Source organism: Sphingomonas sp., from assembly GCF_042096255.1.
Taxonomy (GTDB): Bacteria; Pseudomonadota; Alphaproteobacteria; order Sphingomonadales; family Sphingomonadaceae; genus Sphingomonas.
Map to the genome: position 1 here is coordinate 1 of NZ_JBELLZ010000065.1, position 20,969 is coordinate 20,969.

At 65.0% G+C, this 20,969-nt stretch carries 25 protein-coding genes; 12 read left to right on the top strand and 13 right to left on the bottom strand.

Annotated features, from left to right (window positions below; all coding sequences use genetic code 11):
* Nucleotides 1-10 precede the first annotated feature (10 nt).
* Complete coding sequence (locus ACFDTH_RS12320; RefSeq protein WP_375287825.1) at nucleotides 11-775, bottom strand: LysR family transcriptional regulator; 765 nt, start codon at nucleotides 773-775, stop codon at nucleotides 11-13.
* Nucleotides 776-914: 139 nt separating this feature from the next.
* Here ACFDTH_RS12320 and ACFDTH_RS12325 point away from each other — a divergent pair, with 139 nt between their 5' ends.
* From ACFDTH_RS12325 to ACFDTH_RS12340, 4 genes are all read left to right on the top strand, one after another.
* Nucleotides 915-1,577: a hydrolase gene (locus tag ACFDTH_RS12325; RefSeq protein WP_375287826.1), complete on the top strand. Its 663-nt coding sequence runs from the start codon at nucleotides 915-917 to the stop codon at nucleotides 1,575-1,577.
* A gap of 115 nt (nucleotides 1,578-1,692) precedes the next feature.
* Complete coding sequence (locus ACFDTH_RS12330) at nucleotides 1,693-2,733, top strand: LLM class flavin-dependent oxidoreductase (protein ID WP_375287827.1); 1,041 nt, start codon at nucleotides 1,693-1,695, stop codon at nucleotides 2,731-2,733.
* 129 nt (nucleotides 2,734-2,862) lie between these two features.
* On the top strand, nucleotides 2,863-4,473 hold the full coding sequence (locus tag ACFDTH_RS12335) for an FAD-dependent oxidoreductase (RefSeq protein ID WP_375287828.1): 1,611 nt from the start codon (nucleotides 2,863-2,865) through the stop codon (nucleotides 4,471-4,473).
* A 234-nt stretch (nucleotides 4,474-4,707) separates the two neighbouring features.
* Nucleotides 4,708-5,124 carry an NUDIX domain-containing protein gene (locus ACFDTH_RS12340; RefSeq protein ID WP_375287829.1) on the top strand — a complete coding sequence of 139 codons (417 nt, stop codon included), beginning with the start codon at nucleotides 4,708-4,710 and terminating at the stop codon, nucleotides 5,122-5,124.
* Nucleotides 5,125-5,277: 153 nt separating this feature from the next.
* Here ACFDTH_RS12340 and ACFDTH_RS12345 read toward each other — a convergent pair whose 3' ends face one another.
* The 3 genes from ACFDTH_RS12345 to ACFDTH_RS12355 form a co-directional block, all read right to left on the bottom strand.
* A complete protein-coding gene (locus tag ACFDTH_RS12345; RefSeq protein ID WP_375287830.1) occupies nucleotides 5,278-6,330 on the bottom strand; it encodes an NAD(P)H-dependent flavin oxidoreductase in 1,053 nt (350 codons plus the stop codon).
* A gap of 255 nt (nucleotides 6,331-6,585) precedes the next feature.
* Nucleotides 6,586-7,221, bottom strand: coding sequence for a hydrolase (locus ACFDTH_RS12350; RefSeq protein ID WP_375287831.1), 636 nt, complete (start codon nucleotides 7,219-7,221; stop codon nucleotides 6,586-6,588).
* 133 nt (nucleotides 7,222-7,354) lie between these two features.
* The gene (locus ACFDTH_RS12355; RefSeq protein ID WP_375287832.1) at nucleotides 7,355-8,221 is read right to left on the bottom strand and encodes a pirin family protein; all 867 of its coding nucleotides are present in this window, start codon (nucleotides 8,219-8,221) and stop codon (nucleotides 7,355-7,357) included.
* Nucleotides 8,222-8,330: 109 nt separating this feature from the next.
* Here ACFDTH_RS12355 and ACFDTH_RS12360 point away from each other — a divergent pair, with 109 nt between their 5' ends.
* Both ACFDTH_RS12360 and ACFDTH_RS12365 read left to right on the top strand, forming a co-directional pair.
* The gene (locus ACFDTH_RS12360) at nucleotides 8,331-9,272 is read left to right on the top strand and encodes a LysR substrate-binding domain-containing protein (protein ID WP_375287833.1); all 942 of its coding nucleotides are present in this window, start codon (nucleotides 8,331-8,333) and stop codon (nucleotides 9,270-9,272) included.
* Nucleotides 9,273-9,354: 82 nt separating this feature from the next.
* The gene (locus ACFDTH_RS12365) at nucleotides 9,355-9,756 is read left to right on the top strand and encodes a Rid family hydrolase (protein WP_375287834.1); all 402 of its coding nucleotides are present in this window, start codon (nucleotides 9,355-9,357) and stop codon (nucleotides 9,754-9,756) included.
* 59 nt (nucleotides 9,757-9,815) lie between these two features.
* Here the strand turns inward: ACFDTH_RS12365 and ACFDTH_RS12370 are convergent, their stop codons facing one another.
* Nucleotides 9,816-10,694: an enoyl-CoA hydratase/isomerase family protein gene (locus ACFDTH_RS12370; RefSeq protein WP_375287835.1), complete on the bottom strand. Its 879-nt coding sequence runs from the start codon at nucleotides 10,692-10,694 to the stop codon at nucleotides 9,816-9,818.
* Nucleotides 10,691-11,611, bottom strand: a complete 921-nt coding sequence (locus ACFDTH_RS12375) for an NmrA/HSCARG family protein (protein WP_375287836.1) — start codon at nucleotides 11,609-11,611, stop codon at nucleotides 10,691-10,693. Before ACFDTH_RS12375 ends, ACFDTH_RS12370 begins: the two co-directional genes overlap by 4 nt.
* 98 nt (nucleotides 11,612-11,709) lie before the next feature.
* Between ACFDTH_RS12375 and ACFDTH_RS12380 the strand changes: the two genes are divergently transcribed.
* The 3 genes from ACFDTH_RS12380 to ACFDTH_RS12390 all read left to right on the top strand — a co-directional run bounded on the left by ACFDTH_RS12380 (nucleotide 11,710) and on the right by ACFDTH_RS12390 (nucleotide 13,203).
* The gene (locus tag ACFDTH_RS12380; protein WP_375287837.1) at nucleotides 11,710-12,072 is read left to right on the top strand and encodes a winged helix-turn-helix transcriptional regulator; all 363 of its coding nucleotides are present in this window, start codon (nucleotides 11,710-11,712) and stop codon (nucleotides 12,070-12,072) included.
* Between the two features lie 394 nt (nucleotides 12,073-12,466).
* A complete protein-coding gene (locus ACFDTH_RS12385; protein WP_375287839.1) occupies nucleotides 12,467-12,649 on the top strand; it encodes a LysR family transcriptional regulator in 183 nt (60 codons plus the stop codon).
* A 53-nt stretch (nucleotides 12,650-12,702) separates the two neighbouring features.
* Complete coding sequence (locus ACFDTH_RS12390) at nucleotides 12,703-13,203, top strand: LysR substrate-binding domain-containing protein (RefSeq protein WP_375287852.1); 501 nt, start codon at nucleotides 12,703-12,705, stop codon at nucleotides 13,201-13,203.
* Nucleotides 13,204-13,315: 112 nt separating this feature from the next.
* Here ACFDTH_RS12390 and ACFDTH_RS12395 read toward each other — a convergent pair whose 3' ends face one another.
* The 6 genes from ACFDTH_RS12395 to ACFDTH_RS12420 are packed head-to-tail and all read right to left on the bottom strand — an operon-like array spanning nucleotide 13,316 to nucleotide 16,534.
* Nucleotides 13,316-13,699 (bottom strand): hypothetical protein, encoded by a 384-nt coding sequence (locus ACFDTH_RS12395; protein WP_375287840.1) that lies wholly within the window; start codon nucleotides 13,697-13,699, stop codon nucleotides 13,316-13,318.
* Nucleotides 13,696-14,076: a hypothetical protein gene (locus ACFDTH_RS12400; protein WP_375287842.1), complete on the bottom strand. Its 381-nt coding sequence runs from the start codon at nucleotides 14,074-14,076 to the stop codon at nucleotides 13,696-13,698. The genes ACFDTH_RS12395 and ACFDTH_RS12400 overlap by 4 nt, the downstream gene beginning before the upstream one ends.
* Nucleotides 14,077-14,090: 14 nt before the next feature.
* Nucleotides 14,091-14,816 (bottom strand): hydroxyacylglutathione hydrolase, encoded by a 726-nt coding sequence (gene gloB, locus ACFDTH_RS12405; RefSeq protein ID WP_375287844.1) that lies wholly within the window; start codon nucleotides 14,814-14,816, stop codon nucleotides 14,091-14,093.
* Nucleotides 14,816-15,265 (bottom strand): VOC family protein, encoded by a 450-nt coding sequence (locus tag ACFDTH_RS12410; RefSeq protein WP_375287845.1) that lies wholly within the window; start codon nucleotides 15,263-15,265, stop codon nucleotides 14,816-14,818. Before ACFDTH_RS12410 ends, gloB begins: the two co-directional genes overlap by 1 nt.
* Before the next feature lie 11 nt (nucleotides 15,266-15,276).
* Nucleotides 15,277-15,990: an alpha/beta fold hydrolase gene (locus tag ACFDTH_RS12415; RefSeq protein WP_375287846.1), complete on the bottom strand. Its 714-nt coding sequence runs from the start codon at nucleotides 15,988-15,990 to the stop codon at nucleotides 15,277-15,279.
* Between the two features lie 46 nt (nucleotides 15,991-16,036).
* Entirely contained in the window at nucleotides 16,037-16,534 is a 498-nt protein-coding gene (locus tag ACFDTH_RS12420; protein ID WP_375287847.1) for a CinA family protein, read from the bottom strand.
* A gap of 133 nt (nucleotides 16,535-16,667) precedes the next feature.
* On the opposite strand from ACFDTH_RS12420, the gene purF reads away from it, so the two are divergent.
* From purF to ACFDTH_RS12435, 3 genes are read left to right on the top strand one after another with little or no spacing between them, the layout of a single operon-like run.
* The gene (gene purF, locus ACFDTH_RS12425; RefSeq protein ID WP_375287848.1) at nucleotides 16,668-18,125 is read left to right on the top strand and encodes an amidophosphoribosyltransferase; all 1,458 of its coding nucleotides are present in this window, start codon (nucleotides 16,668-16,670) and stop codon (nucleotides 18,123-18,125) included.
* A gap of 32 nt (nucleotides 18,126-18,157) precedes the next feature.
* Nucleotides 18,158-18,880 (top strand): SDR family NAD(P)-dependent oxidoreductase, encoded by a 723-nt coding sequence (locus tag ACFDTH_RS12430; protein WP_375287849.1) that lies wholly within the window; start codon nucleotides 18,158-18,160, stop codon nucleotides 18,878-18,880.
* Between the two features lie 9 nt (nucleotides 18,881-18,889).
* Nucleotides 18,890-19,441 (top strand): (2Fe-2S)-binding protein, encoded by a 552-nt coding sequence (locus ACFDTH_RS12435; protein WP_375287850.1) that lies wholly within the window; start codon nucleotides 18,890-18,892, stop codon nucleotides 19,439-19,441.
* Between the two features lie 154 nt (nucleotides 19,442-19,595).
* On the opposite strand, the gene ACFDTH_RS12440 is transcribed toward ACFDTH_RS12435, so the two are convergent.
* Nucleotides 19,596-20,885, bottom strand: coding sequence for an MFS transporter (locus ACFDTH_RS12440; protein ID WP_375287851.1), 1,290 nt, complete (start codon nucleotides 20,883-20,885; stop codon nucleotides 19,596-19,598).
* Nucleotides 20,886-20,969: the final 84 nt, after the last annotated feature.

Consider the following 20,969-nt stretch of genomic DNA (forward strand, 5'->3'; position numbering starts at 1 on the left):
CCGCACTCCGCTAATCTACGCCGCGAGTTGTGCCGAATGTTCTGACGACGGACAGTTCTGCAATCAACCCATTCGGCGACATGGCAATGCCAAGCCCTTCCAGTGCAGCTGCGACGATAGCGACCCCGTTGTCGGCCTTGAAGCGGCCTTGCGGATTGACCGAGAAGATCTCGTCGCCGTCCGTCAGGAACCAGGGTTCCGTGCCTTGGAGTATGGCCTGGTGTTCAAGCAGCTCCTCGACCGTCTGGGGAGCTCCGTGCCGCTCGACGTAATCCGGGCTCGCCACCAGCGTGGCGTAGATCGGTCCGACACGCGTGGAGAGGAGGGTCGAAGGAGGAAGGCGACCGACGCGGATCGCGCAGTCGAAGCCTTCTTCGATCAGGTTGACGAAGCGGTCGCCATAACAGGTCTGAACTTGCAGGGCCTGGTGCTTGCGCGCGAGCTCGGACAAGACTGGTGCGAAGTGCGTCGGGCCGAATGTGAGCGGTGCTGCGATGCGCAGGCGCCCCCGGAGATCACCGGCGGGCAGGATTGTCTCCCGCGCGGCGTCCAGGTCGGCGATCACCTTCGCCGCATACTCGCGGAAGGTGGCGCCTGCCTCTGTCAGTGACGCCCCTCGCGTGGTTCGGGCAAGCAGTTGGATGCCAAGGTCCGCCTCTAGCCTGATCAATTGGCGGCTGACGACCGCCTTGGCGATCCCGAGCCTGCGCGCAGCAGCGGTCAGGCCGCCTGAGTCGGCAACCTCAACAAATGTTCGCAAATCCTGCGTGTTCATCCGGTGTCCTCAATAGTGTGACACAAAGTGGCCAAACACGAGACTAGCGTACCGAAATCCGGAATGCCAATGCTTTGGTTGGCAACGCCCTAGCGCTGCCGCCCCGCCATCCGCCGGCTCCAAACAACAGGAGATCAACATGAGCTTTCGTAACGGTTTCGATTCGCTCCTTCGTCCCGAAGACTCCGTGCTGGTCATGATTGATCACCAGCCCTTCCAGCTCGCCAACCTCAACAGCCACGTTCCAAGCGTAGTGGTCAGCAACGCCGCCGGCCTGACGAAAGCGGCCAAGGCTTTTCGCGTTCCCACGATCATCACCAGCGTGATCGCCGATCGCGGCGGTCTCGTGTTCCCGCAGATCACGGACGTCTTCCCCGATCAGGAGGTGATCGATCGCACCACGCTTAACACTTGGGAGGACCCGAAGGTCGTCGATGTCGTCAAGGCGACCGGCCGCAAGCAGCTGATCATCGCGGGTCTCTACACCGAGATTTGCGTGGCGATGCCGGTGATCCACGCGCTCGGCGACGGCTGGGACGTTACCGTGATTACCGATGCCTGCGGCGGGGTGACGACCGAGGCGCACGAGCGTGCCGTGCAGCGGATGATTGCCGCTGGCGCCAACGTGATGACATGGCTGGCGCTCGCGTCCGAGTGGCAGCGCGACCACGCGCGTACCGAGCACATCGAGGAGTTCGTTCAGCTGCTGAAGGAGCATGAGCCGGGCAGCGGCATCGCTTTCCTGTGGGAGCAGCAGCTGCTCAATACCGACGTGAAGTCGCTGGAGAGCTCTGGCTTCTGATGCGGCGGGGTGGCGAGCCCATGCTCGCCACCCACAAGCCTCGCCGTCTCTCCCTGTATCGTCCGAGCCGCGCACGCTTGATCGCGAGACGTCAGAACATCCAAGGACACATGTTATGGACGTCGGCATCCACAGCTTCGCCGCCATTTTCCCGGACCCGAGGACCGGCGAGCTGCCTTTGCCTGCCGATCGGATGGCGAGCCTGCTCGATGAAATCGAGGCCGCCGAGCGCGCAGGGTTGGATTTCTTCGGAATTGGCGAGCATCATCGCGCCGAGTTCCTCGATTCTACGCCTGCGACAATCCTTGCCGCGGCCGCAGCTCGCACTCGGCGCATCAGGCTGACCAGCGCTGTCACGGTCCTGAGCGCAGCGGATCCGGTACGAACCTTCCAGGAATTTGCCACGCTCGACCTTATCTCGCGCGGCCGAGCCGAGATCGTCGCCGGACGAGGATCATCGATCGAAGCGTTTCCTCTATTTGGCCTGGACCTGTCGGACTATGATGATCTTTTCGCCGAAAAGCTCGAGCTGCTGCTTGAGCTTGGCGCAACGACGCGCCCCTCATGGCGGGGCCGCTTCAGGCCAGCGCTTGCCGGCCAAGGCGTTTACCCCCGGCCGCATCAGGCTCGTCTGCCGATCTGGGTCGGTGTCGGCGGCACGCCGGAGTCGTTCGCGCGAGCGGGTCGGCTCGGCCTTCCGCTCATGATTGCAATCATCGGAGGCACCTTCGAGCGGTTTCGCCCGCTGGTGGCCCTCTATCGTGAAGCTGGGCTTGCCGCTGGCCACGAGGCCGATCAGCTCAAAGTCGCGGTTCATGCCATGGGCTTCGTCGCCGATACGAACGAGATCGCGCGCGACACTTTCTTTCCGGGCTGGGCGCGGATGATCGGTAAATATGCGCAGGAACGAGGCTGGGCACAGCCCACCCGCGCGCAGTTCGACGAGATGGCCAGTCCGCAGGGCGCTTTTCTTGTCGGCGATCCGCCGACCGTCATCGCGAAGGTCCGCCATGCCAGCGAGGTGTTGGGCGGGATCACGCGCATCGCCTTCCAGATGACCTCCGCGGCCAGTGAGACATTGGCGATGCTACGAGCGATCGAGCTCCTCGGGAGCGATGTTGTCCCGGCCCTCCGGATCGCGGAACAGAGGCCATAGAAAAGGAGCGGTGTTCCGCCTGGTGCGACAGCGCTTCTCACTGGGCGATGCTACCGCTGTCGCAGCTGCCATGGCACACATGCTCAATCGGGTGAGCACAAGCTGGAAATTGGGTTAGCGGAGATTGCGATGGAAACGATCGGCCGGGATCTCGCGGAGATGCAGCGGGTACCGCTTTCCGCATCGCATGTGGAAGCGATCCGAAGCGCCGGTTCCGAGGTCCGCTACCCGGCTGGTACGGTTCTTGTTCGCCCGGGACAACCAGTCGGGACCTTCGTCTATGTGGAGGAGGGCGAGATCGAGGTCATGAACGCGTTCACCGGCGAGCGCCTCATCCCGGAGACGCTCGGACCGACGCAGTTCATGGGGGAAATCTCCTTCCTATCGGGCGGCAGCTGGTCGATGGCGTTCCGCGCGTCTCGCGACACCAGGGTGATCGAGGTGCCCCGGGTCGAGATGCTTCGGCTGATGGCTCACGTGCCAGAGATGTCCGATATCATCATCACGGTCCTGGCGGCGCGCCGGCGCAAACAGCTGGAGCTGGGCGCCAGCTCGCTGGTCGTAATCGGCGAAGCGGAAGACCGAAACGTTCGCCGCATCGCCGAGTTCGCCGCGCGCAATCGGCTCCCCTGCGCGTCCCATGCGCTGAACAGCGCGGAGGCGCATGCTGTCGCATCCAGCTGTTCAGCCGATCCCGGCCGGCCCGCCGTGATCTTCGGCAAGAACATGGTGGTCGACGATCCGACGCCGGAGAAGATCGCCAGGCTGATGGGCGTGAATCAGGATCTCGTGGACGATGAGGCGATCGACGTCCTGATCGTCGGCGGTGGACCTGCCGGCGTGGCGGCCGGCGTCTACGCCGGTGCCGAGGGTCTCAGCGCGCTGGTCGTCGAGGACATCGCCGTCGGTGGACAGGCCGGCACGTCGAGCCGAATCGAGAACTACATGGGTTTCCCGACCGGGATCTCAGGCGCCGACCTTGTCTGGCGCGGCGAAGTTCAGGCGATGAAATTCGGCACCCGTTTCGCCATGCCGCTCCGCGTCGAGGCGCTGGATCGGCTGGACGACGGCAGCTTCTGCGCGACCTTCCACAACGGTCAACGCATCCGATCGCGGGCGGTGGTGATTGCGACCGGTGTCCAGTACCGCCGCCTGTCCATCGACCGGCTCGCCGACTTCGAAGGCGCTGGGGTCTACTACTCGGCCACGGAAAACGAGGCTCGCTTCTGTCGCGACGCGGAGGTCGTCGTCATCGGCGGCGGCAACTCCGCGGGGCAGGCCGCGATGTTCCTCAGTCGTGTCGCCACGCGTGTCCGCGTTCTCATCCGCGGCAACTCGCTCGCAGCGTCGATGTCCAGCTATCTTTCGAGCAGGCTGGAGGCGGATCCCGCGATCGCAATCGAATATGGTGCCCAAGTCACGGCGCTCCACGGCGGCGAGGTGCTGGAGGCGGTCACGATCCGCAAGGGTGCCGCGGAAGAGGACGTCGCCGCCTGCGCTGTCTTCGTGATGGTCGGCGCCGTCCCGAATACGGGTTGGCTGGCCGATCTGGTGAAGCTGGATGACAAGGGGTTCGTGGTGACGGGACGCGAGGCGGACGCTAGCTCGGCTTACGCCACCTCCTGCCCCGGCATCTTCGCGGTCGGCGACGTTCGCGCGGGATCGGTCAAGCGTGTCGCCTCGTCCGTCGGGGAAGGCTCCGTCGTCATCTCACGCGTTTGGGATCACGTTCATAGCTGATGCGCCCTGCTTGACTGCTTGATGACCGCAACTCATAGTTTCGGCTCGCATCGCACGAGATGGTTCGCCTGCGAATGCACGCTACAAGCAGACTAACCGTCGACTTCCTGATAGACGCGTGATGCGAGACCTGCCCAGGCGCGGTAACTCGAACCAACAAGCAAGGCCGGCTGTGCGCAATTTCGAAGATCGCGCAGCGGAAGGTGGCTGCCGAAACCAAGTGGATTGCGCTCGATGAACGCTGAAGCTGTTGCGCCTCGCGTTGGCTGCGGTGCCGCGATCATCGAAGATGGGCGGATCCTTCTCGTGCGCAGGCGGCGCGAGCCCGAGGCCGGATGTTGGGGCCTGCCGGGCGGTAAAGTCGATCTGTTCGAAACGGTAGCCGATGCGACTGCGCGTGAGATACGAGAAGAGCTCGGAATCGTCATCCGACCTACCGATCTGCTCTGCGTGGTCGATCAGATTGACCCCGGGGCGGGCCAGCATTGGATCGCCCCCGTTTTTCGCGTCGAGCGTTACGAGGGGACAGCGACCATTATGGAGCCCGATGCACTTTCAGAACTGGAGTGGTTTGAGCTGGACCGATTGCCCACCGCATTGACTGAAGCAACCCGGCAGGCAGTATCGGCGCTGAAGCACATGTCTGATTGAACTGGGTTTTGCCGGACTGGTCTGCGCCAGCGAATTACTACTATCGACCTTTCGGCTCTATTCACTATAACGTAAACTCATAAACCGCCGGTGCGAAGCACAAGGGCTCAACGTCCGCTAGCGGAAGAGAGCCAACATTTCCCGGCGCGCGCCTCAGCCAGTCTCACTCGCTTCTTGCCAGAGGACCTGGGTAAGCGCAGCTGCCGGCATTACACGGTGTAAGGGAGCGCCCTGACCCGCCCATTGCGCTCCGAACCCACCTTCCTGCCTTGCCTTTGCGGCGGTGTTTAGCGCTTTGCCTGCGTCGTAGGCGATCGGATAATCCGGGGGACGGATACTCGTCGATCGATCCCAAGCGGTGAAGAGGTTGGCGATGCATCGCGCCGGACGACCGGAGATGGCACTCGTCATCACGGTGTGTTCGGCGCCATCGCCGGCGAGCGCGGCACGATACGCCTCGTCAGCGCTGCTTTCCGGGCACGCGATGAACGCGGTGCCGAGTTGAACCGCGGCGGCGCCGAGCGACAGGGCCGCACGAACGCCCGCGCCGTCCATGATCCCGCCCGCAGCGATGACCGGGATCCCCATTCGCTTTACCAGCAGTCTGGTCAGTGCGAGCGTCGTCAGCCCATCGTCAGGCCCATCCGGATCGAACACGCCGCGATGACCGCCCGCCTCCCAGCCCTGCGCAACGACCATGTCGATGCCTGCAATCTCAATGCGCCGGGCTTCGGCAAGGCTTGTCGCGGTCGCCAGCAAGACGCATCCTGCCGCCTTGAGCGCTGCGATGCGATCCGCCGGCGGGACACCGAAGTGGAAGCTGACGACCGGCGGTCCCGTCTCCAACAGCATCGTCAACACGGCGTCGTCATCGGCGAAACTGGTGTAGATCGTCCGCAAGGACGCAGGTGGCGCAGCATCGTATCGCCGGAACACCGGCTCCAGAGCTTCCAGCCAGCGTGCTTCACTCTCCGAATCGGACTTTGGTGGGACGTGGACGAAGAGATTGACGTTAAACGCGCGGCTGGTCTGCACGCGGACGGCATTGATCATGGCCCGCGCGTCGGTCACGCCGGACGCGCCGATCCCGATCGAGCCGAGACCGCCGGCGTTGGACACAGCCGCAGCGAGGCTTGGTGTCGATACGCCTGCCATGGGCGCCTGCACGATCGGGATCGTGACACCTAGATGCTGGAGAATGCTCATGCAGGCCTTATGCGCTTCGCGCCGAATGTCCGCTACGTGGGCGGAAGCGACTGTCCGCTTCCGGGGTCTCCCGCCTATACGGCCCTATCGACCAGCCGAGATCGGTGGTTCCGCTTGAGCTCTGTCGTCGACGGTAGCCGAGCAGCATGCACGGCACGCATCTGCTGATCACGCCTCCATTGAAGGTGGCGCTCTGAGAGGCCACTGGGTCGCAGGTGACGGCAGCCGAAGCGGCCGCCACCGACGAAGTAGCAATTACGCAGTCTGCGCAGCTTTCTCAGGGTTGAAACCGTCAAAGCTCTCGAAAACGTCCATGAAGCCGGGGACGGTCTCCTCGCGTGCCCAGTCGCGCTGCAGCTCGCAATACATCTGCACTCGGCTGATCAGCTTGGCGCCGGCCTGCTCGACCCGGCGCAGCGCGGCCTCATGCGCCGCAACAGAAGTCCCGCCCACCGCGTCTACCGGCACATAGACTTCGTAGCCCTCCTGGATCGCATCCAACGCTGGGAAGGTCAGGCAGGCTTCGGTCCAGAGCGCCGTCATGATCAGCTTGCGCCGGCCGATCGCCTTGACGGCTTGCTTGAATTCGGTGTCCTCCCAGCTGTTGATTGATGTGCGATCATAGGTCGGCAGATGGCCGAGCACGTCCTGCAGTTCCTGGATCGGCGGCTTGTTCCGGCCTGTCGCGACGTTGACGGTCGAGTGCACGATCGGGAGCTTGAAGTTCACCGCCGCCTTGGCAGTGCTGACGATGTTGAACACCAGCTCGTCGCGCGGCATCGAGCGGATCGAGGAGACCTGGATCGGCTGGTAGTCGATGATGATGAAGGCGGCGTTGTCAGGCGTAAGCAGATGGTCTGTCTGCCCGTTGCGGATCGTCTCGCTGGCCATATGTCCGTTCTCACTTGCATTTGAGGTTGTGCGCTGCAGGGGGGGCCGAGACCCATGACCAGGCGAAAGGGCAGCGCGCACCATTCCGCTGGAAAGCCAAGCCGCATCCCGCCCGACAGGACCGGCCGTGCGATCACGCCGCGGTCGTTACGAACCGACCGCTGTTAAAGTCTTCCGCCGCTTGCCGGATCTCGGCCTCGCTGTTCATGACGAACGGCCCGTACCCGACGATCGGCTCGTCGATCGGTTCGCCGGTCAGCACGAGGAGCTTGGTCTCGCCATCCGCATGGATCGCCAACTCCCCGCCGTCACGGCCGAGCAGCAGCATCTCCGCCTCCCCGACGGCATGGGAATCCGCGACGCTGACGTGCCCGGTGAGGACCACGATCATCGCGGTATGTCCTTCCGGAACCTCCAGGCTCGCGTCGGCATCGGCGTTGAGGGCCGGATCCCAGACATTGACCGGTGTGAAGGTGCGTGCTGCGCCGCTCGTGTCACCATATTCGCCGGCGATGACGCGCATCTCGCCCGCGCCGTGCGGGAGCGGAACGACGGGTATGTCGGTCTTCAGAATCCCCTGGTAGGCGGGGGGCGCCATCTTGTCCCTGGCAGGAAGATTCACCCACAGCTGCACCATGCGGAACGGCCCGCCGCTTCGGGCGAAGCCCGGTGAATGGTACTCTTCGTGGATGATGCCACCGGCAGCGGTCATCCATTGCACGTCGCCAGGCCCGATTACGCCGCCGTTTCCGGCCGAGTCCCGATGCTCGACCTCACCTTCGTAGACGATCGTGACCGTCTCAAAGCCGCGATGCGGGTGCTTGCCCACCCCACGGCGCTGCCGGGTAGGCTCGAACACGTGCGGCCCCGCAAAGTCGAGCAGGAGGAACGGGCTCACATGCGCGCCCAGGTCATTGTACGAAAAGAGCGAGCGGACTGGGAAACCGTCGCCCACCCAATGCTGCCGATCGTTGCCGAACCGGCCCAGAACCTTCGCCATCGCTGCCTCGCTTTCACGCCGCGCTGCGGCAGTGCATGGATGGAGTTTATGTCAGGACGCCGCGCCGAAAAGATTGTCGCAGGAGACGCATCGTCCTATTTGGGAGACGATGCAGGACCTCAATGATCTCTACTACTTCGCCGCGGTAGTGGATCACGGTGGCTTCTCGTCTGCGGGGCGAGCTCTCGGGCTTCAGAAGTCGCTGCTCAGCCGGCGCGTCCTGATCTTGGAGGAGCGCCTAGGCGTCAGGCTGCTCAACCGCTCCTCTCGCCGCTTCTCCGTGACGGAGGTGGGGCGCGAATTCTACGACAGGTGCGTGGCGATGCTGGTGGAGGCGGAGGCAGCTGAGCAGGTGGCAGCGCAGGTGAAGGGAGAGCCGCGCGGCCTGATTCGGATGAGTTGCCCCACCGCCTTGCTGTCGTTCCAATTCGGCGAGCTGATCTCGCATTTCATGATGGGAAATCCCGGTGTCCAGATACAACTCGAGAGCACCAACCGCCGCGTCGACGTGATCGCCGAGGGGCTTGATCTCGCAATCCGCGTTCGCTTCCCACCGCTCGAAGCGACCGACCTGGTGATGCGAAGGCTCGACGAAAGTGCGCAGTGCCTAGTCGCTGCGCCGGCTTTGATCGAGCGGCCGCTCCGGTCACCCGCGGATCTCCATAGCCTCCCGAGCCTCGATCTGGTGCGACCCCACCGAGACCATGCGTGGCAACTTCATCACGCAGACGGCCGGGTTGCCGGGGTGCCCCACGCGCCTCGATTGATAACGGACGATATGTCGGTGCTGCGGAGGGCAGCCGTCGCAGGTGCGGGAGCGGTCCAGTTGCCGACGATCTTCATCGCCGATGACGTCAGGACCGGCAGCCTCGTTCACGTGCTTCCAGCCTGGCGCCCCCAGCCTGGCATCGTTCATGCCGTCTTCCCGTCCCGCCGTGGCCTGCTGCCCTCCGTGCGCGCGCTGGTTGACTATTTGGCACGCGAATGCGCCATTCAGCGAGCTCGCACCGACGAGGTCGTCCCATCCAGCAGTTTTCTGAGGCCGGAATAGTCAATCCGCGCAGCGGACCGGCCTCGCAGCTGACAATCGCACAAGGCTGATCAACAGTGCGTTTCGCAACAAGGAGTACCCAATGACCAAAGTCGAGACGTTCGTCACACCGGGAGCCGGGCAGGCCCTGTTCGATGGACTTCACATGTCGCAGACTTTGAAAATCGACGATCGCGTCGAGATTTCAGGCCAGGGCGGATGGGACGATCACTTGAACATTCCTGACGGTATCGAAGCTGAAATCGAGCAGGCTTTCCGCAACGTGCAGACCGTGCTGGAGCCTGCGGGCGCGAGTTGGAAGGACGTGGTCCACGTTAACTCGTATCACGTCGGCGGCTTTCCTCCGATCGTTAATGAGACGATCGCTCGCCTGTTTCGGAGCTACATGCCCAACCGAGCGCCGATCTGGACACAGACGGGCGTAGAAGCGCTGGGCTTGCCGACGATGCGCATCGAAATCCGGGTCACCGCCATCGTGGGCTGACAGTGGTGTAGAGATCTCGGCCGGGGTCGAATGACACTCCCCCGGCCGAGCATGAAAGTTCACCGAGGCTTGGCATCAGCAGCTTCGATCTCGCGCAAAATGACCTCAAGTCGCTTCTCGCCGTCGGGCGTTTGCGCACCTTGCGCGAGACCGCCCCTGATGAGGCGCTCCGCGGCCGGATTAGCGAAGAGCTTGCCCCACTCCGCTTCCTCTCGCGCAAAGCCATCCATCAGATCGGCCGGGGGTACGACGCGCTTAGCTGCACGCGCAACGCCATCGGGAAGGCTGGCGATATTCCGCGCCAGTTCGCCGACGAACGCGTCGAGTTCGTTACCCGGCAACGCGCGATTGATCCAGCCATAGGCCGCTGCCTCTTCCGCTCCGAACAGTCCGGCTCCGAGGATGACCTCCAGTAGGCGGCCGCGGCTCATCCGCGTGGAGAGGTACTGCATGGCACCCCCGCTCGGAACGATCCCCATCAAGGCTTCGACCTGCCCCAGCCCTGCACGGCCGATCGCGCCGAACGCCATGTCGCACGCCGCAACGAACTCTGCGCCACCGCCGCGCGCGATACCGGCGAGCTTCGCGATCGTGATTTGCGGCAAGTTGCGCACCAGCTCGCCGAGGGCTTGGAACACGTTCAACCCGGCAGGCACGTCGCGCGCGATCGCGTCGAACGCATGCGGATCGTCGATCAGCGCCATGTCGACATGGGCGATGAAGAAGTCCGGATTGGCGCTCTCGAATACGACGACCTTGATCGCGTCGTCCTCGCCAACCGAGAGGAGGAAGTGGCGCAGCTCGCCCATCAGCGCGGCATCGAGAACGTTGACGGGCGGGTTTTCGATGGTGACGGTCGCGACGCCATCGGCGCGGCGTACTGCGATGCGGGAGTATGCTATATCAGACATGCTAGGTCCAAACTGTTGAAAGATCACGCGCCTGTTGCCGATCGCAAGAGCGCTCCACCCACGCCGGACAGCCAGTCCTCCAGCCGGGTCGAATGTCCGAATTCTTGCTCGAGCGCCGTCAGGTCCGCATTGCCGGCCCCTCTTTCCGCCTCGAATAGCTTCACCGTCCGCTTTAACATCGGCTGCTGCTCCAGCGCTGCGTCGGGAAACCGCGCATAGCCGATCGGCCGACCGAGCGCCTTGCCGAGCGCAGCTCGGATATGCTCTCCATCGAGAACCTCGCCCGCGATGTTGATGGTCTGGCCGGCGAAACGGTCACCCCTGTCGAGAATGGCAGCGGCGATCCTGCCGATGTCGTCGGCAGCGATGAACTCGATCGGATGCTCGGGTCCGGCGAAGAAGTAGAGGAGATCGGGCTCGGGCCAGAAATCCGGCGCCGCAAGCAGTTCCATGAAGGTTGCTGGCCTGACGATCGTCCATGGGATCGCAAGCCCGCGCACATGATCCTCGATCTCGATCTTACAATCGAGATTCGGAATGCCTGTCGGCCCTTTGCTGATGATGCTCGCGGAGGAATAGACAAAATGGCCGACGCCGGCCTCGACCGCCAGATCGGCTGTCAGCTTGCCATAGCGGACCTCGTCCGCGTCGGTAACGCCGGAACCGGCGCTGCCGGAGTTGGGCTGGATGCTGAAGACTCCGCCGATATCCTTCATCGCGGCACGGATCGAAGCGGGATCGCTGAAATCGCCGGGGATCAGTTCTACGCCATCCGCAGCCAGCGCCTTGGCCGCCGCACTGCCCGGGTCACGTATCAAGGCGCGAACCGATCCGCCGTTGCGGATCGCCGCCCGGGCCACCGCGCCGCCTTGTCGGCCCGTCGCGCCGAAGACCAGCGTTGTCCGCGCCGCCGTTGCGGCACCAAATGTGCTTTGCATTGCCATTCACCCTCGCGCTCGACCGTTGCGCAAGTCAGGTATACATCCTTAACCTAGAGGCAATAACGCACCTGCTGTGTACTAGGTCACCGGGAGTATCCTGCATGCCGGCGAAGTCGATCGAGGACCTGGAGCTCATACGCTCCACGCTGGAGGAACTGACGGCGAAGTGGGCGCTGCTCGTACTGAATATCCTGTGTGACGGCCCTGCGCGCTTCAACGCGCTTAAGCGAGCAAACCCCGGCATTTCGCAAAAGGCTCTTACGCACTGCCTGCGCCGGCTTGAGGCAAGCGGTCTAGTAGCGCGATCGGTGGTTAGCCTATCGCCGGTGGCAGTAGTGTACGAGGTGACCCCGCTAGGGGCATCGCTGGAGCCCCATACGAGAGCCATTCTGGACTGGGCGATGCGTCACCGCGAGGACATCGAGGCAGCTAGGCAAGCCTTCGAAATGCGCGAACTAAATTAACGGAGACGCGGTGCTTTCAGCGCTACGAGCGCGGTTCAGCGCCAACCCATTGAGAGCAGCAAGCAAGCAGCACGCCATTCTGCTTTGCTGATTCACTATCTCATTCTGCCGGCGCGGTCACTTGCATCTTTCGTTGAGTGCGACCGATCCTGATGGTGGGGCTCGCTCAGGAGGAGCTACGTCCTGCCAACGCCTATCAAGATTGCGTTCCAATCTCTCTGATACAGTTTGGCGTTTTGTAAAGCTAGGCTTCTCGGCACCTGGAGCTATACTCGGCCTCTTTGTTGCGCCGTGCTTAAGGTTATTCCACCTGTTCCCGAGTCGCCGTGAAGTATGATGCGGCCGTAGGCATAGTATGACTATAGGTGTTCGACAGCTTCGTCATTGCGGCCGCATGTCGCGGCAGTTTTACCGTGTCGCTAGGGCGTTGTATGTTGAACAGTCTACCCTAAGTCGCTCCATCGGCAAACTGGAGCGCTCACTAGGGATGCCAATCTTTGAGCGTACTCGCGCAGGAGTAAAGCTGACTTTCGCAGGTTGTATTTCGTTCAAAACGCAAAGCAGATTGTCTCAATAGCAGACAGGATGGTTGCGATGATGCATGCGGCGAGCCAAGACCGAGAGGGCGGCATGGAGCTCGGTCATAACACCTCCTTGTCAGCCGGGAACTCGTGCGCAGCGATGATGGATTGGCGCCATGCTGATGGCGGTGTCGACGTGAAGTGCGTTGAAGCGGATCGCAATGTTCTCTTTGCCGGTCTAGACATGGGTGAAATCGACGTTGCAGTGCTAATTGGTGCGGCTAACCAAAATGGCTTTCGATGTGAGCCACTTTGGAGCGAGCGTGTGCTTGCCGCGCTCCCGGCGACGCACCTCTTAGCAGAACGTGATGTAGTGCACTGGACCGACCTCCGCAACGAAGTCATATACCTGCCGCTGGCCGGTACTGGCGCAGATTTGCGGGACATGCTTTTAGATTGGCTAGGCGTTTCCGGTGTCTCGCCTGACATCCAGATACATCATTGTAGTCGTGAAACCATTCTGAGCATTCTCGGTCGTGGGTGGCGGCGGTGCGATCGAAGGTGCGGAGGCGGCCTACCTAAAGACTGCCATACATCGACGTTCGCTTGATACGGTGATTACCCGGTGATTACCGCCAGCTTGCAGAGGGCTAAGCTTTCCTATTTTTGACCTTGGAAGCAAAATGTAATAAGGGGCCATTGGCTAAGGTCTGGTACTTCCGCTACATCCGCTGCTGAGAAGCGGGTGGCGCCGGGGGTCGCGTGTAGGGCACGAAATCACGGAACAGGCAGGCGCCCGAGGGGATCCGGACGCCTGGTTCGAGCACACGGAAGCGATCACCGCTGCACAGCTGCCCGCCCCAGATCTCGACGATCAGCGTGGCGTTCGGGCGCAACGCCGGGCAGCTGCCCCGCGGACCGGTGCGCCACAGCCGCGGCCCGTCACGATAGAAGATCGTAGTGTCGTCGACGATCACCCCGCCGCGGCTGGTGACGGTGGTGTTGAGGCAGCGCTCGGGCTTGCCGGCGACACGCCCGGCAAAGGGGTCGTCCTTGGCAGCGACCAGCGGCAGGGCGGTTAAGAGGAGCAGGGCCGCGCGCTTCATTTGCGGTACGGCACGAATTCGCCGAGCGTGCACGAGCCGCTCTCCATGCCGGTGCGCGGATCGACGATGCGGGCGAGATCGCCGGTGCACAGCCGCGAGATGCCGGCCTGGATCACCACCGCCTCGTTCGGTCCGACGCCGTTGCAGCCGCCCCGCGTGCGGTTGACGTATGCCAGCTTCGATCCGTAGCGGAACACCAGGGCATCGCCGATTGCGCGATAGCCCGTCTCGCGGCGCCGTTCGAGGCAGGACACCGGCGATCCCGGCGTCATCCCCGCCAGAGCCTTGGCCAGGCGATCGTCTGCCGAAGGCCGGTCAACCGACGCTGCCGGGCTGGCGGCCAGGACGCCGAGAGCAACGATCAGCGGTGCACGCATCGTCCGGCCTCCTCTCAACCCTTGAACGCATCCTTGGCGGCACGGCGTTGGCCAAGCTCCTCCGCCGAGGACGCGCGCAGGAACGGATTGGTTGCACGCTCGGCGCCGATCGTGGTCGGTATCGTCGGCTCGCCGCGGGCGCGCATCGCCTCCACCTCGGCGAGCCGATCGGCGGTCGCCGCATTGCCGGGCTCGGCCACCACCGCGTAGCGTGCGTTCGACAGCGTGTATTCATGGCCGCAGAATACCTGCGTCTCGTCCGGCAAGGCGGCATAGCGCTGCATGTTGCCGAACATGTCGGCGGGCGTGCCCTCGAACAGCCGGCCGCAACCCATGGCGAACAGGGTGTCGCCGGTGAAGATCGCGGCATCGCCCGCGAAGTGGAAGGCGATATGACCCTGGGTGTGGCCCGGAACGGTCAGCACCTGCGCCGGATGCGCGCCGAGGCGAAGGACATCGCCCTCCCCCACGCCGTCACCAAGCATCGGAATCTTGGCCCGCTCCGCTTCCGGGCCGAGGACGCGCGCACCTTGCGCCCGGAACGCGTCCGCACCGCCGATATGGTCGGGATGCCAGTGGGTCAGCCAAACCGCGCCAACCGTCCAGCCGCGCTCGGCCGCGGCGGCCTCGACCGGCGCGGCCTCGCCCGGATCAACCACCATCGTCTCACCGCTGTCCGGATCATGGACCAGCCAGGAGTAATTGTCCGAAAGGACGGGGACACGAACGATCTCCAGCATCACCAACTCCCCGTGTTTGGCATCGACGCCCAGGGCTCCTGCGGCGGCAGCACGCCGTCCTGGAGCAGCTCGATCGAGATGCCATCCGGCGTCTTGACGAACGCCATGTGGCCGTCCCGCGGCGGACGATGGACGATGTGCCCGGCATCCAGGATCCGCTGGCAGGTGTCGTAGATGTTCTCGACCCGATAGGCCAGATGGCCGAAGTTGCGACCGCCGGTGTACACCTCGGGCTCCTGCCCTTGGATAGGCCAGTTGTAGGTGAGTTCCACCTCGGCATTGGCGCGCTCGCCGGGGGCATTCATGTCGTCGGGCGTGGCGAGGAAGATCAGGGTGAAGCGCCCCGCCTCGCTCTCCATCCGGCGGACCTCCTTCAGGCCGAGCAGCTCGAAGAAGGCAATGGTCGCGTCCGGATCGGAAACGCGGATCATGGTGTGGAGGTACTTCATGGGGGCTCCGTTCAGATTCGGGCGCTGACGTCTTCCACCGCACGGACCAGCAGGGCAATGTCCTGCGGCCGCGAAAGGCGGTGATCGCCGTCCTTGATCAGCCAGGTCTGCACGTCGGCAGCGGTGATCTGGTCGGCGAGGTGGGTAGCGTGGTGCCAGGGCACGTCGGGATCGCGCTGGCCCTGGAGGATGCGGACCGGGCCCTCAAAGGCGATTGCGCCGTTAAGCACGCGATGCGCCTCGCCCGAGGACCAGAAGGCGCGGGTGTAGAGCGTCGGCTCCGGGCCATAAGGGTTGGCGCGCTCCAGCCGGCCCTCGCGCAGCAGGACCATCTTCTCGTCGGCGGTGAAGCCCCAGTCGGTGAAATCGGGCGCGGGCGCGATGCCGACCATGCCGCGGACCCGGTCGGGCCGGGCGCGCGCGGCGAGCAGCATCAGCCAGCCGCCCATTGAGGAGCCGACCAGCACCACCGGCCCGGACACCGCCTCGTCGATCATCGCCAGCGTGTCATCGAGCCAATGCGCCAGCGTCTGCTCGGCGAACACGCCCTCGCTCTGGCCACAGCCCGAATAGTCGAAGCGCAGGAAGGCGCGGCGCTGGTCGCGCGCCCAGGCCTCCAGCGCGAGCGCCTTGCCGCCCTGCATGTCGGAGGCATAGCCCGGCAGGAAGACGATGGCGGGGCCGGTGCCCTCGGTGAGATGATAGGCGAGGCGCGGTCGGACCATGCGCCGCATCTAGGCGGCGGGGGCGCGGATCGCCAGTGGTGCCCGTTCAGACCGCCGCGTCCAGCATCGCCAGCGCGGCCTTCACCGTCGCCAGTCGCACCGCCTCGCGTCCGATCGTGCCGAAATGCTCCTCGCGGATCACCGGATCGCGCCCGCGCCGCATGCCGGCGAGATAGACCAGACCTTCCTCGTCCCCCTCCCCGCCCGGACCGGCGAAGCCGGTGATCGCCACCGCGACATCGGCGTGCGAATGGTCGAGCGCGCCGCGCGCCATGCCCTCGGCAGTGATTGCGCTCACCGCGCCGCAGCGATCGATCATCCTCTGCTCCAGCCCGAGCAGCTCGCACTTGGCCTTCTCGCTATAGACCACGAAGCCGCGCTCGAAGGCGCCGCTCAACCCTTCTATGTCGGTCAGCAGCGAGGCGAGCAGCCCGCCGGTGCAGCTTTCGGCGGTCACCACCGACAGGTCCGCGTCGTTCACGCGGTGCAGCACACGAGCGGCCTCCTGCTCCAGTTGCTCCAACGTCTTGCGCAGATCTTCCATTGGCCTCTCCCGGGGCGGTGCGAACGACGCAGGTGCGCCCGCGTTCCGCGCGGGTCAGTTCGCCGGATGACATTTCCGCGACAGCCCCTATATGGCGGCCAGCCTGCCGTGCCAGCCCGCCGTGAAAGCCGCCATGCTCACCACACATCCGTTCGACGACGATTCGCTGCACGAGGAGTGCGGCATCTTTGGAGTCTCCGCTTCCGACGGCGCCGCCGCGCTCGTCGCGCTGGGGCTGCACGCGCTCCAGCACCGCGGGCAGGAGGCCGCGGGCATTACCAGCTGGGACGGCACCCACTTCCACACCCATCGCGCGATGGGCCATGTCGCGGGGAACTTCGACCGTGACGAGGTGATCCGCGCTTTGCCCGGCGTGGTCGCCTGCGGCCATGTCCGCTACTCGACCACTGGCGAGACCGCGTTGCGCAACGTCCAGCCGCTCTATGCCGAACTGGCGTCGGGCGGGTTCGCGATCGCGCACAATGGCAACATCTCGAATGCGCAGCGGCTGCGGCGCGAGCTGGTGCGCCGCGGATCGATCTTCCAGTCGACCAGCGACACCGAGACGATCATCCACCTGGTCGCCACCAGCTCGTACCGCACGCTGCTCGACAAGTTCATCGATGCGCTGAAGCAGGTCGAGGGCGCCTATTCGCTGATCGTGATGACGCCCGAGGGCATGATCGCCTGCCGCGACCCGCTGGGCATCCGCCCGCTGGTGATGGGGCGGCTGGGCGAATCGATCATCTTCGCCTCCGAGACGGTGGCGCTGGACGTGGTCGGTGCCGAGTTCGTCCGCGAGGTGGAGCCAGGCGAGCTGGTGATCGTGCAGGGCACCGAGATGCGCTCGATCCGCCCGTTCGCGCCGATGGCGCCGCGGCCGTGCATCTTCGAGTGGGTGTATTTCTCGCGCCCCGATTCGATCTACGATGACCAGTCGGTCTATTCGGTGCGCAAGGCGATCGGCGCGCAGCTGGCGATCGAGGCGCCGGTGGAGGCCGACCTCGTCATCCCCGTGCCCGATTCGGGCGTCCCCGCCGCGATCGGCTATGCCCAGCAATCGGGCATCCCGTTCGAGCTGGGCATCATCCGCTCGCATTATGTCGGCCGCACCTTCATCCAGCCGGGCGACAAGGTCCGCCATCTCGGCGTCAAGCTGAAGCACAACGCCAATCGCGCGTTGATCCAGGGCAAGCGCATCGTGCTGATCGACGATTCGATCGTGCGCGGCACCACCAGCCTCAAGATCGTGCAGATGATGCGCGAGGCGGGCGCGGCGGAGGTGCACATGCGCATCGCCTCGCCGCCGACCAAGCACAGCTGCTTCTACGGCGTCGACACGCCCGAGCGGGCCAAATTGCTCGCCGCCAAGCTGGATCTGGGCGGGATGACCGATTTCATCCACGCCGACAGCCTCGCCTTTGTCTCGATCGACGGGCTATACAAGGCACTGGGCGAAGGCGGGCGGCCCTCGGTCCGTCCCGGCCATTGCGACGCCTGCTTCACCGGCGACTATCCGACGCCGCTGACCGACCAGGACGAGGCCGCCGAGGTGGACCAGTTCGCGATGCTTGAAGAGCGGGTGGGCTAGCCACCCGCCGCGCGCCCGCCTAGGCGGAGCGCATGGCTATTGTGACCGGAAGACCTCTCGCAAACCAGCTCGCGCTCGTTACCGGCGCGTCGCGCGGCATCGGCGCCGCCACCGCGATCGCGCTGGGCGCGGCGGGTGCGCATGTCATCCTCACCGCGCGCTCTGCCGGCGCACTGGAGGAGGTGGAGGAGGCGATCCACCAGGCGGGCGGCTCCGCCACGATCGCGCCGCTCGACCTGACCGAGAGCGATTCGATCGGGCGCCTCGCCACCGCCGCCGCCGAGCGCTGGTCGGGGCTCGACCTGCTGGTGCTCAACGCCGCGACGCTCGGCTCGCTGGCGCCGGTGCCGGCGATCGACGCCAAGGAGCTCGCCGCGGTGCTGACGCTCAACGTCTCGGCGCAGGCGGCGCTGATCGCCGCCTTCGATCCGCTGCTGCGCGCGGCGAGCGCGGGCAAGGTGATCGGCATCACCTCCTCGGTCGGCCGCAAGCCGCGCGCCTATTGGGGCGCCTATGGCGCCTCCAAGGCGGCGTTCGAGACCTTGCTGCTCGCTTATGGCGACGAACTGGCGGAGATCAGCCGTGTCCGCACCGCGATTGTCGATCCCGGCGCCACGCGCACCCGGATGCGCGCGCGCGCCTTTCCCGGCGAGGACCCGCAGTCGGTTAAGCCGCCCGAGGCGGTGGCGGCGCGGATCGTTGCGCTGGCGACCGACGGCTTCGAACCGGGCCATTTCGAGCGGGTGGAGGCGTAGCGGCACCGCATGACGCGGATGACCGTCAACAACCAGGCGATCGAATACCGGCTGCCCCCGGACACGCCCCTGCTCTGGGCGCTGCGCGACGCCTCGAACCTGACCGGCACGAAATACGGCTGCGACACCGGCGAATGCGGCGCGTGCACCGTCGATGTCGACGGCAAGGCGGTGCGCGCGTGCCGGCTGAGCATCGCCGCCGCCGAGGGGAGCTTCGTCACCACGATCGAGGGGCTGTCGCGCGAGCGGACGCACCCCGTCCAGCTCGCCTTCCTGGCCGAGAACGTCGTCCAGTGCGGCTTCTGCATCCCCGGTATCGTGATGACCGCCGCGGCGCTGCTCAAGGCGAACCCGGATCCCGACGAGGAGACGATCCGGCGGACGATCACCAACCTGTGCCGCTGCGGCATCTACCCCCGACTGGTGGAGGCGATCCTGCGCGCCGCCCGCGCCACCCGCGGCGACGAAACCATTCCTGCCGGCGCCCGCCCCGACATCGACCTGGAGGATGCTGCGCGAGTTGTGCCGGCACTCCGCCCGCCGGAGCCGAAGCGCCGCTAACCTAGAGCGCAACTACTCCCCACCCGTTCGTGCTGAGCGAAGTCGAAGCACTTGGAGGGCGCAGCGCTTGCCCCCTTCGACTGCCTGCACAGGCAGGCGCTCAGGACAGGCTTCGACTTCGCTCAGGGCGAACGGAAGTGGGGCCAGTTCCTCATCAGTCCTCGACGATGCGGCTGTGCGTCCGGGTGTCGCGCATGCGCAGGTACACGACCAGCGACACCGCGATCATTGCGGTGACATACGAGTAGAAGCCCCGCTCCCAGCCCGCCTGCTTGAACCACAAGGCCACCGCCTCGGCGGTGCCGCCGAACATGGCATTCGCCACCGCATAGGGAAAGGCGACGCCGAGCGCGCGGATGTGCGCCGGGAACATCTCCGCTTTCACCACCGCGTTGATCGAGGTGTAGCCGGTAACGATCACCAGCGCGACCAGCACGAGCGCGCCGGCGATCCAGGGATCGCGCACGCCCTCCAGCGTGGAGAAGATCGGATAGGTGGCGAGCACGCCGGCGATGCCGAAGCCGACCATCAGCGGCTTGCGCCCGATCCGGTCGGAGAGCGCGCCGGCGAGGGGCTGGAGGCACATGAAACCGAACAGGGTCGCGGCGCTGATCGTGCTCGCCGTGCCGCGGCTGAACCCGGCGGTGTTGGCCAGGAACTTCTGCATGTAGATCGAGTAAGCGTAGAAGGCGAGCGTGCCGCCCGCGGTGAGCAGCATCACCGTGACGAACTCGCGTGGATGCTCGCGCAGCAGCGCAGTGAGGCTGGAGCGCGGCGCGCCTTCGGCCTGCGCGTTGCGGAAGCTCTCGGTCTCGGCCAGCCGGCGGCGGATCCAATAGACAACGATCGCCAGCGCCGCGCCGATCGCGAAGGGTATGCGCCAGCCCCACGCCTCCAGCGCCGCCTCTCCCAACAGTGCTCGGAGTAGCAACAGCACCGCCAGTGCGACCAGCTGGCCGGCGATCAACGTGACATACTGAAAGCTGGAGAAGAAGCCGCGTCGGTCCCGCCCCGCCATCTCGGAGAGATAGGTCGCGCTGGCGCCATATTCCCCGCCCACCGACAGGCCCTGCATCAGCCGCGCGAGCACCAGCAGCGCAGGCGCCGCCCAGCCGATCGTCTCACGCGTCGGCACCAGCGCGATGATCAGCGATCCGGCACACATCAGGGTGACCGACAGCGCCAGCCCGGCCTTGCGACCGTGGCGGTCGGCATAGACGCCCATCAGCCAGCCGCCGACCGGGCGCATGACGAAGCCGACCGCGAACACCATCGCCGTGCTCAGCAGCTCGGTGGTGCGGTCCTCCGCCGGGAAGAAATGCGGCGCGAAATAGAGGGTGAAGGCCGAATACGCGTACCAGTCGTACCATTCGACCAGATTCCCGGCCGATCCGCCCAGGATCGCGCGCACGCGGTGCGATGGTGCCGTGGCGTGCTGCGCCATCCTGTCCTCCTGCGACGCCCGCGGGAGGATGGTGACCCCTACGGGACTCGAACCCGTGTTTCAGCCGTGAAAGGGCCGCGTCCT